This is a genomic window from uncultured Salinisphaera sp. (genome assembly GCF_964012375.1).
GTDB lineage: Bacteria > Pseudomonadota > Gammaproteobacteria > Nevskiales > Salinisphaeraceae > Salinisphaera.
Window position 1 is genome coordinate 1 of the sequence record NZ_CAXGSH010000117.1, and the last position, 10,206, is coordinate 10,206.

The following is a 10,206-nucleotide window of genomic DNA, read 5'->3' on the forward strand; positions in this document are numbered from 1 at the left end:
CACCGTGGCCGACTCCAATATCGTCGACATCAACCGTCGCTACTATCCGCAGCTGAAGGTGATGTTCGATCTACACGATGGCGAATCCCTCGCCTGGGCCATGCCGTTGCATGCCAAGGCACTCGCACAAAGCGCAACTCGGTGGTTGACGAGCGCGCAGGGCAAGCAGGCCCGCGAGGCGATGGAAGCACGCTACTACGCCTATCTGCCGGCATTCGATTTCGTCGATCGGCGTGCCCTGGTGCGGCGTATCGACAAGGTACTGCCCGACTACGATTCGCTATTCCAGCGCGCTGGCGAAGACCATGCCCTGCCACCGCTTTTGCTCGCCGCGCAGGCCTATCAGGAGTCCAAATGGGATCCGACGGCTAAAAGTCCGACCGGGGTACGCGGGCTGATGATGCTCACCGGGCGCACCGCCCGGGCGATGGGCGTGGACGACCGGCTGGACCCGGCCGAAAGCATTCACGGCGGTGCCAAGTACCTGGCCCGCATGCGTTCGCGCATCGACGAAACGGTTCCACCGCCGGATCGCTTGCTCATGGCGCTGGCGGCCTACAACATCGGCCTCGCACATCTACGCGACGCCCAACGACTCGCCGAGCGTCTGGACAAGAACCCGCACTCCTGGCGTGATCTCAAGAAGGTGCTCCCCTTGCTGGCCGACAAGCGCTACTACCCGTCGCTGAAATACGGCTATGCGCGCGGCCACGAGCCGGTGCGCTATATCCACCGTATTCGCGACTACGAAGACGTGATCCGGCGCCACGTCGATTAGCGCTTGCCCCAGCGCTGGCGCCGCCCCCGTGCTGCGCGCCCGTCGCGCCGCGGGATTGTAATCGCCGCGGTTCAATCCAGCTCGGACTCCAGCTTGAGCACCTGGTCGCCGTCGCTCTGTTCGATAAGATAGGCCGGATTGTCCTCATCGCCGTCGCGCACGATCTCCGAGCCCTTGAGCGTCTTGGTCACGCGCTGCTTGTAGATCTGCGTGATCTGACCTTCGGCCGTGCCCTGGCCCCAGTTCCACTTGACGGTATCGCCGATCGAACGCGCCATGATCGCTTCCTTTCCGGTTCGTTGTGCGTGAATGAACTGCCCTACGCCCCGGGGCATCTAAGGGTTGCGGTGGTCAATCGTTGCTGCGCTGCTTGAGCCACTTGAGCGCGCCGGCATCCATGCCGCGAAACTTGGGATGGGCAGCCAGCGGTGCCGCCATGAGCGCGCCCGGGGCGGTGAGATCGCGCACGGCATGATAGACCTCGGAGCGCGTCATGGCAGCGTAGACGATAAACAGATCTTCGCGCAGGCGTACGGCATCGAAGTTCGCGTGCAATGCCGCACTATCCGCGCCCTCGGCGAAGACCAGATAGAAGCCTGGCGTGTCGGTATCAGCCATCCTGCGCTCAGGCCTCGGGCAGCTCGAACCAGTCAGCCCAGCTGATACGCCGGCCCGGCCAGGCCACCCGGTCGAACCACCATTCGCGGCTCAGCCAGGACTCGAGATCGCGCTCGAGCGCCGCTTCGAGCCCCGTATGGCTTTCGCTGTCGCGCACCCAGAAGAACAGTTGGGCGTCGCAGCCTTCGCGGCTCGATGGTTCGACATAAACGCAGCCCAGGCACTGCGATTCGTCCGGGCGCATCACCGTGTAGGCAAACGACCTGCGGCGCTGGAATTCGCCCTGGTGCCAGGCGAGGTCGATTAAATCCTGCTCGAGAGACAGATCGTCCGCCGGCCACGGATCGTGCGGGCCGAACAGGCCCTGCAGGCGTTGCCGGCTCGACATCACGGCATCGTAGTCCTTGACCACGTCGTGGATGGTCAACGGCCGCAGGCAATAATCTCTGGTGGCAAATCCCGGCGGGATCTCGACATCTTCGCGGGCGAATCGCTTCATGGGCTCAGCATAACCGCTAACGACCGCCCTGTTATCCGGCGCCCGCGATCCATCTCAGACCACCGAGCGCAGCGCCTGCAACACCCACAGCACCAGCATGCCGGTCGCGATGGTGTAGAGCATATTGCGGGTGCGCCAGGCCACGACCGCGGCCGCGACGGCGGCGAACAGGCGCAGGTTGTCCGGCGTGAGCGCGATATGGCCTTCGTCCACGACAATCGCCGGCAACAGAATGGCAGCCAGCACCGCCGCCGGCACGAAGCGCAGCGCGCGTTGCACGCCGGCCGGCATCGCCAGCGAATCGGCCAGCGCGATGAACGACCAGCGCAAGGCAAACGTCAGCGCGCCCACCGCGAGCACGGCGATCCACACATGCCCGTCATCCATTATCGGCCTCTGCTTCGCCCAGCAGCCGGGCGACGACCACGCCGCTGGCGATACCCGCCAACGCCCCGCCGATCAGGCCGAGATTCCACGGCAGGCCATGACCCGCGACGGCGACGATGCCGCCGACCATCGCCGCGGCCACGCTGGCCTTGTCGCGAATCGCGGGCATGATCATGGCCAAGAATACCAGCGGGATGGCGAATTCCAGGTTCCATGCCTCGGGCAGCCGCGCGCCGGCCTGGGCGCCGACAATCGTGCCGAGCTGCCAGCAGCACCACAGCGGCAGCGCCACGCCCAGATAGAATGCGATACGGCTGGCCAGCATCGGACGCTCGGCAAAGCCGTACAGGCCGAATACATAGGGTTGATCCGTCAGGAAATACGCCAGCCCGGCACGCGTTCCCGCAGATGCGCCGCGAAAATGGGGCGCGATCGACGCGCTGTACATCATGAAACGCAGATTGATAAAAAATACGGTGATCAAAATGATCAGTAGCGGCGCGCCGTCGAAAAGCAGCTGCATCGTCGCCAGCTGGGCCGCGCCGGCAAACACGAGCACCGACAGCGCGCTTGCCAGCCACGGCGAAAAGCCGAGGCGAACGGCCACCACGCCTGCGATCAACGCAAACGGCAGAATGCCGATCAAAACCGGCAACACGGTTTGTGCCCCGGCCCGGAAGTCCGCGGCCAGCCGCTGCCTGTTCGTCATGCCCGATTCCATTTAGCCATGCCCCGAGCCCAAAACGCGGGATGATGACGCATCCACTCGGCCGATGAAACGCGCGCCGCGGTATCGGCAGACTGACGCTTAGTCTCGGCTGTCGAGAACACGCTTGGCATCATCTGCCGGCGGCAGCTCGCACTGGTCGTAGCGCCCGAAAAGCCGGTAGCGGTGACGCGCAATATGGTCGTAGACGAAATCCCGCACCCGACGCGGGCACAGCCACAGAACGGCGGCAAGCCGCCAGGGCCAGCCGAGTTGCGTGACGACGCGCAGCACGGCGTCGGAGCGTTCATGGGCCTGGCTGCCCTCGACGTACAACATGGTATCGAAGCGATCCGTGGGCAAACCGAAGTGCGCCAGAATCGCCTGGCCGGCACAAGACTGCACCGGCGCCATGCGAAAACGCTGCCGGGTATCGTATTTAAGAATGAACCGACACCAGGCGTTGCATAGCCGGCATACGCCGTCGAAAAGGATGACGCGGTCGCCGGCGTCGAGGTAAGGCGGTCGAGACTGGGTGCAGTGCATGACCCCGAGCCTACGCGGCTTCGGCAGCGTGCGCGATCCCGGCGCCCAGCCCCCACCGTTGGCCACGGGCCCCGGCTATTGGGTCAATGCCGCGTTATGTTGCTCGATCTGCGCCACGACATGTTTCGCGTCGGCATCATCCAGGCCGACGCCGAATCGATGCGTGCTGCGGCCGTAGTCGAAGCGGATACTGCCGCCGGTCAGGCCCCAGAATTCGAGCGATCGAGACGGGTCGAACACCGACGCTGTCGCGCCGCCGGAAGCACTCAGACTGCGGATATGCGTAATGTCGTATTCGCGCCGCCACGTATATATCGGCACCCGTTTGTCGTGGCAGAGTGTTTGCCGGCCGATCGTCACGACCTCCTTGCCAGCCATACCCCAGAGCAAAGCCGCGATCGCGAAGGCACCGCCAATACACCAGAGCAGCAGCCACACCAGCGTGAATACCTGTGCGCCGGCTTGCTCGAACGACAGATCCAGGCTCGTCAACGCCGAAACCACGCCGAACAACCATGCACACAGCCAGACAGCGAGAAAAGTCAGCAGAAGATAATTCTTCTTGCTGGGAATCGTGATGACCAGATTGGACCCTGAGTGGTCGATGCGTGCCCGCCCGCGCCCCGGTGCGACTGAAACCATTTTTTCTACCTTTGGCAGCAAACACGCCGTCGATACACGGGCGCGATCCTAGAGCAGAACCAGCGACATCAGCCAGACCACCAGAATACCGACCGTGCCCTGGATGAGCGTGGCCAGTGTCTGTGCCCGATAGGCCAGCGCCACCGGCATACGGCTGAACTGCGACACCACCCAGAAGAAGCTGTCGTTGGCGTGCGAAACCGTCATCGCCCCGGCACCGATGGCCAGCACGCACAGGGCCCGGCCCATTTCGCTGTCGAGGCCGATATCGCCCAGCAACGGCGCCACCAGCGCCGAGGTGGTGACCAGCGCGACCGTGGAGGAGCCCTGGGCGGTCTTGAGTGCGGCCGCGACCAGAAACGGCATGAAGATACCGATGCCGAGTGTCGACAATGTTTCGCCGATGAATTCCGCCAGCGGCGTGGCCTTGAGCACCTGGCCAAACGCGCCGCCCGCGCCGGTAATCATCAGAATGGGCGCGGCCGCGATAATACCCGCACTCACCCGTTCTTCGAGTGCGTCACGTCGTTTGGAGGCCGGCAGCAATGGAAACGCGGCTATCAGGCCGAGCGCCAGCGCAACCAGCGGGTTGCCCAGGAATGTCAGCACGCTCGCCAGACCGCCCTCGCCCAGCGGCGCCGACGGGAACGCGGCGATCGATCCAAGACAGATCAGCACAATGGGCAACAGAATCGGCGCGAACGACGCAAACGCGCTCGGCAGCGCGCCATGTTTTTCGCGAAAGGCAGCAAACGCGTCTTCGGCGTTGAGCGCGTCGGCTTCTTCGGTAAGCAAACCGGCATCGGCATCGTCACGCCCGAGAAACCGATTCGCCCAGAGCATCCCGGCCAGGGCGGTAATCAGCGCCACGATCGCGCCCAGGCCGATCACCAGGCCAAGGTTGCTGCCGATGCCCAGATTGCCGGCCGCCGCAATCGGCCCGGGCGTGGGCGGCACGAACGTATGGGTGGCATAAAGGCCCGTCGCCAGCGCCACGCTCATGGCGGTCACGGATACGTTCATGCGTGCAGCAACCGCGTTCTTCAACGAGTTGAGAATCACGTAGCCGGAATCGCAAAACACGGGGATCGATACCAGATAGCCAATCAACGACATCGTGAGCGTGGGAAAACGCTGGCCGAGCGCACGGATGATCGTTTCTGCCATGGTCAGGGCGGCACCGCTCTTTTCCAGAATCACGCCGATGATGGTGCCGAACACGATCACCAGCCCGATACTGCCGAGAATATTGCCAAAGCCGGTTCCGATCGCGTCCACGACCTCGAGCGCCGGCACGCCGTAGGCCAGCCCGCCGATGAGCGCGGCGAGCAGCAGCACGATAAACGGATGCAACTTCAAGCCGGAGGTCGCGAATACGATAAAAGCGATCAGGGCGAGCAGGATCAGCGCGTAGAGCATGGACAGCAGCCGGCGACGGACGGGGGTCGAGGGCGCTATTGAAACAGAAGCATCAGGCAGGAAACCAGCCCGTGGCAGGCATACCGGGCGGTTGTACGGCGCTCGGACTCAATGCGCGCAACGGCTTGTCCGGTTGGCCCGCATGCGCGGCGGTGGCCTGCTTCATGCAGGCGCGCCACACGAAGCGGCGCGAGCGCGCCGTCGCGCCTATCCTGGCGCTGTCTCCGGGTCGGCCTGCTTGGTCGTATTGCTGCGCTGCTCGGCGATCAGGGCAAGCAGCGCGTCTTCCGACTGCGGGCGGCCCAGCAGAAATCCCTGCGTATATTCGCAGCCCATGGCACGCACCGTTTCCCACTGCGCCTGCGTTTCCACCCCCTCGGCCACGATTACGAGCTGCTGGCCATGGGCCAGCGCCACGATCCCCTGGGCCAATTCCTCGGCCGGTCCCTGCGCGTCAATCTGCTGAACGACGCGCTTGTCCAGCTTGACGATCGAAATCGGCAGGCGGGTGAGATAGGCAATCGACGAATACCCGCTGCCGAAATCGTCGAGGGCAATACGGGCACCGGTATCGGTCAGGCGGCGTAGCGAGCGCGCCATCAGCTCGAAATCGCGAATCACGCTGCGCTCGGTCAGCTCGAATACGAGATGCTCTGCCGACACGCCGTGGTGTGCCAGCCTGTCCTCGACCAGCTCGTGAAAATCCTGTCGGAAAAGCTCGGCGCCGGATACGTTGATCGTGATGTACGGCACGAACTGCGACCGGGCCTGCCAGGCCGCGACACAACGGCAGGCGGTGTCGAGCGCCGCCGCCACGAGCGCGCGGCGCGGGCCCTTTTCCGGATCGATGACCGGCACGAACTCGTTCGGCGACACCTCGCCCAGCTCCGGATCCTGCCAGCGCGCCAGCAGTTCGATGCCGACCAGTGCGCCGTCCTCGTTGGCGAAGATGGGCTGGCCGTGAAAATATACCGAGCCGTCTTCAACCGCGGCCTCGAAGCGTGTGCGTAACGCCGAGCGGCGACGAAACCGCTTGGCGATCGCGGCATTGAACAACGACGTTTCGTTGTTCCAGCTCTGGTTTTCGTGGGCAAGCTGTGCCCGGCCAATAAGCGCCACCCCGGAATCACCGTGGTCCGGGGAGACACACAGCCCGGCGCTGGCCTCGAATGAAAACCGCAGTTCCTCGTGCTCGACTTCCTGCTGGGCATGGGTCCGCAGCTGCTCGCAGAGCCGGCGTCCGGCACGTACGTCCCCCTCGAACTCGAACGCGCCCACGAAGCCGCGCTCCGACAGGCGGCCAATATAAATCAGGTTCTCGCTGTGGTTTCTAAGCCCGTCCATCCAGCGGTTGATCATCGCCTGAATACGCCCCGGCCCATAGGCGAGCGACATGTCGTAGAGGTTATCCAGGCTGAGATAGAAGATACCCAGCTTGCGGCCGGCGTTGCCGGCCTGCTCCACCAACAGCTCGATCTTTTCGTAGGCGATGATATGGGTGGCCGAAGGCAGCGCCGCGTCCCGATCCAGCAGCTCGGCCATGCCCGCCCGTGTCGAAGCCATCGCCGCGTTGAGGTTGAACTCTTCTTCCACCAGAAGCGCGAGCTCGACGAGCGTATGCCGGGCATTGACGTCGAAGCCCCGTGCCTTGAAGTCCATCAACGCCACGCAGCCCACCACCTCGCCGTTATCGGCACACAGCGCCTGCCCGGCGAAAAACCGGATATTACGCGGCTGGGAAACCGCAGTGTCTGCGCTGCTATCAACGCCCGGCGCCAGGTCTTCGATCACGAAGGGCGTGCCCTGTGCGCCGGCCTGGCGACAGAGTTCAAGCTCCTGGCTCTCGCGACCCAGCTGAAAGCCGAAACGGGATTTAAACAGATGCCGATGCGCGTCGAACAACAGAATCAGGGCCGCGGGCGCATCGAATATACGCGCGGCAAGCCGGGTGAAACGATCGTAGCGTTCCTCCTGGGCGTCGTCCCACAGCTCGGAGCGGAGCAGTTCGCCGACCCGGGCGTCGAGCGATTTCAACTCGGGCGGGTCGGATGCGCCCGAAGCGGGTCGGCCGTCGCCGGCATGCTCTCGCGCCTCGCCGTCGAGCCCGGCGGTAGTGGGCGCCCCGCTCTCGGGCCGATCCCGTGTGCCTGCGTTCTTGCGCTTTGTCACCACTGCCCCTGCCCTTGGTCCGCTTTTGCCGCACGCTGCGGCCTTCCCTGTCGGCGCCTTGATGCGACGGCGCGCAAGCGTATTCGCTATGCCCCAACCCCTGCGCGCCCGAGCAGCAAGCAGGTTTCTACCAATGACTCTACGCGACTAGATGTCTGTTATCGGCCGCCCCGGCGCGGCGTTTAGGAAACCGCGTTCAGCCAATCCGCCCGGTGCAGTCGATAAAGCCGGACCGAACGACCGTGGAACGTGATCGAATGGAACTGGCGAAAGCCCGCGTTCTCGGCCACTTTCAACGATGCGACGTGGTCTGGTTCGATAATGACTATAACCGACCCCATGCCCTGGCCTCGGAATGCGTGTGCCAGGACAGCCTTAGCCGCCTCGGTGGCCAACCCCTTGTTCCAATAGCGGGTCGCCAGCCGATAGCCCAGGTTCATCTCCTCGACGCCGTTCACGAGTTCCGGCCCCACACTACAAAATCCGATCAGCGACGAATCGTTTTTATCCACGAGCGCCCATGACCCGACGCCATGGGCGGCATACGACTCTAGACACCAGTTAATAAAATCCCGCGTCGCCAACTCGTCGCAAACGCCACCCACCGAGTGTTTCATGACCGCCGGATCGGCCAGGATCGCAGCCAGCGACGGCACGTCACACATCGACAAAGGCCGCAGCCGCAATCGCGGTGTTTCGAGCAGCATCGATGAGCCCCCATCGCGCGAAAACGAGGCCTCGGGCTTATCGTAGATATCCTGTTTCATCGGCTTCTGGGCGGGTACTGGGCCAGCCGGCTAGTTTTCGATGGCGCCACGGCGCCTGCCGGCGCTAGCGCAGCCACCGGCCCTGTTCGTTGACAAGCACCTCGTCCCGGTCACGAACCACCCGCAGCCGGCCTTGTTCGTGAACGTAGTAGGTGACATCGCCGTTCTCGAACCGGTAGCCGAGGAAACGACAGGGGGTGACACCGTCCGCGCAGCGCGAATGCCAGCTGTGACCCTGGAGCGTGATCGCATGGCCGCTGCGCTTGCTCTTGCCGCGGTAAACGACGCGATCGCAGGAGACGTTTCCTTCTTCGCACTGCGGGCTGATATCAATCACGTAGTGCGGCGTGTCCAGAACGGCTGCCGAGGCGCTGGCAGAAGCTAGTGCGATCGCAAGTAACAGTTTCATCGTGACTTCGCTTGTTGCCGCTGCCCCGCCCTCGGCAACAGTTTACGCGATGAACGATCTTCGCCCTCAGCCAACTTAAAACAGCTTTCTACCGGGCACCAGTATTCACGCACGGCTTTTCAGAGCGGGGCGCCACCGCTACGACCCGTCAGCGGCGCTAATCTAGGTCCGCATCGGGCGCAAGCAGTGACTGGCCGAGCTTGCCCGGGCAAGTCAGCGTCGTCTAACCCGTCTGGGCAAGTATGGGCGCACTCCACATGACTTTGCCGGGCAGCGTCGAACCTGCCTGGTCGGTTGCCTCCGCATCCTCCATCGACACCATCAGCTTGGCCTTCGATGACATCTTCTGAACCGTGGACCGGCTCAGCGACACGTTATAACCGCCCTTCTGGTGCGGCCAGGCGCCCAACGGTATGGGCTCGCCGTTCTCCGGCTTGAGCCAGGCACGCAATTCCTTGCCTTCAGGAACGTTGTAGTCGCCTAGGGCGACGACCTGCATTTCATCATCGCCTGCCCAGGCGGTCACGAGCCAGCCTGTACCGGTCGGGTCGTCGTAGACGATGCTGGTGTAGGCATGCGGCGGATCGGGCTCACCGTAGCCGCGGTGATAGGTCGGCTGGGTCAGCAACATGGCGCCCAGCACCATGGCCACTACGGAGGCAGCAATCGCGGCACCCCGCCAGAACCTCAACTTGTTCGCCGCCGGTGCCTGAACGTGGCGGGGCACGGGCGTCGGCGAAACCGAAGTAGAATCCTTGAACGAGATCGTCCGGGAAACCTCTTCCCATACGTCCGCTGGCGGCTCGACCGGTTCCAGGGCCAGGCCAAGGTTGCCAAGCCGTTGCTCCCAGTAGGCTAGCTCGCGCCGCGCGGCTGGGTCTGTTTCCAGGCGCTGCTCGAAAGCCGCGCGGGCCTCCGGCTCCAAGGTACCCAGCACGTATTCGCCGGCTTCGAGCACGAGGTTGTCGTCCCGCTCTTGAGATATCACGACGCACGCTCCGCAAGGCATTCCCGAAGCCGCAGCAAGCCACGGCGAATCCAACTCTTGACCGTACCCAGAGGGGCATCCAGTCGCTGCGCGAGTTCCTGATGCGTCAGGCCCTCGTAATAGGCAAGCAGCACGCTGTCGCGCTGCTGCGCCGGCAACGTCTTCAGGCATTCCTGAATGGCGTCTAGCGACTGCTGGTTTTCGTTTTCTTCCAACGGAGAGAGCGCCTGCTCATCCTCGAGCAGTGTAGCCATCATGTCCGGTTCCTCCGGCATCGC

Annotated in this window: 14 protein-coding genes; 1 reads left to right on the forward strand and 13 read right to left on the reverse strand. The window is 63.8% G+C overall.

Going from position 1 to position 10,206, the window contains the following annotated elements:
- Positions 1 to 778, forward strand: a 778-nt coding sequence (locus ABNU97_RS15855; RefSeq protein WP_348767647.1) for a transglycosylase SLT domain-containing protein, incomplete at its 5' end; no start/stop codon positions are given.
- Positions 779 to 849: 71 nt separating this feature from the next.
- Here the strand turns inward: ABNU97_RS15855 and ABNU97_RS15860 are convergent.
- The 13 genes from ABNU97_RS15860 to ABNU97_RS15920 form a co-directional block, all read right to left on the reverse strand.
- Positions 850 to 1,056 (reverse strand): DUF2945 domain-containing protein, encoded by a 207-nt coding sequence (locus ABNU97_RS15860; protein WP_348767648.1) that lies wholly within the window; start codon positions 1,054 to 1,056, stop codon positions 850 to 852.
- Between the two features lie 73 nt (positions 1,057 to 1,129).
- Positions 1,130 to 1,396, reverse strand: coding sequence for a hypothetical protein (locus tag ABNU97_RS15865; protein WP_348767649.1), 267 nt, complete (start codon positions 1,394 to 1,396; stop codon positions 1,130 to 1,132).
- A gap of 7 nt (positions 1,397 to 1,403) precedes the next feature.
- Positions 1,404 to 1,895, reverse strand: a complete 492-nt coding sequence (locus ABNU97_RS15870; RefSeq protein WP_348767650.1) for a GNAT family N-acetyltransferase — start codon at positions 1,893 to 1,895, stop codon at positions 1,404 to 1,406.
- 54 nt (positions 1,896 to 1,949) lie between these two features.
- Entirely contained in the window at positions 1,950 to 2,282 is a 333-nt protein-coding gene (locus ABNU97_RS15875; RefSeq protein WP_348767651.1) for an AzlD domain-containing protein, read from the reverse strand.
- The gene (locus ABNU97_RS15880) at positions 2,275 to 2,991 is read right to left on the reverse strand and encodes an AzlC family ABC transporter permease (protein WP_348767652.1); all 717 of its coding nucleotides are present in this window, start codon (positions 2,989 to 2,991) and stop codon (positions 2,275 to 2,277) included. The genes ABNU97_RS15875 and ABNU97_RS15880 overlap by 8 nt, the downstream gene beginning before the upstream one ends.
- A gap of 99 nt (positions 2,992 to 3,090) precedes the next feature.
- On the reverse strand, positions 3,091 to 3,534 hold the full coding sequence (locus ABNU97_RS15885; RefSeq protein WP_348767653.1) for a thiol-disulfide oxidoreductase DCC family protein: 444 nt from the start codon (positions 3,532 to 3,534) through the stop codon (positions 3,091 to 3,093).
- 75 nt (positions 3,535 to 3,609) lie between these two features.
- A complete protein-coding gene (locus ABNU97_RS15890) occupies positions 3,610 to 4,176 on the reverse strand; it encodes a hypothetical protein (protein ID WP_348767654.1) in 567 nt (188 codons plus the stop codon).
- 48 nt (positions 4,177 to 4,224) lie between these two features.
- Positions 4,225 to 5,595, reverse strand: coding sequence for a GntP family permease (locus tag ABNU97_RS15895; protein WP_348767655.1), 1,371 nt, complete (start codon positions 5,593 to 5,595; stop codon positions 4,225 to 4,227).
- A gap of 207 nt (positions 5,596 to 5,802) precedes the next feature.
- The gene (locus ABNU97_RS15900; RefSeq protein WP_348767656.1) at positions 5,803 to 7,764 is read right to left on the reverse strand and encodes a sensor domain-containing phosphodiesterase; all 1,962 of its coding nucleotides are present in this window, start codon (positions 7,762 to 7,764) and stop codon (positions 5,803 to 5,805) included.
- A 182-nt stretch (positions 7,765 to 7,946) separates the two neighbouring features.
- A complete protein-coding gene (locus tag ABNU97_RS15905; RefSeq protein WP_348767657.1) occupies positions 7,947 to 8,531 on the reverse strand; it encodes a GNAT family N-acetyltransferase in 585 nt (194 codons plus the stop codon).
- 64 nt (positions 8,532 to 8,595) lie between these two features.
- Entirely contained in the window at positions 8,596 to 8,940 is a 345-nt protein-coding gene (locus tag ABNU97_RS15910; protein ID WP_348767658.1) for a hypothetical protein, read from the reverse strand.
- A gap of 223 nt (positions 8,941 to 9,163) precedes the next feature.
- Complete coding sequence (locus ABNU97_RS15915) at positions 9,164 to 9,928, reverse strand: anti-sigma factor (protein ID WP_348767659.1); 765 nt, start codon at positions 9,926 to 9,928, stop codon at positions 9,164 to 9,166.
- On the reverse strand, positions 9,925 to 10,206 hold a 282-nt coding region (locus ABNU97_RS15920; RefSeq protein WP_348767660.1), incomplete at its 5' end, for a sigma-70 family RNA polymerase sigma factor. The genes ABNU97_RS15920 and ABNU97_RS15915, both read right to left, overlap by 4 nt.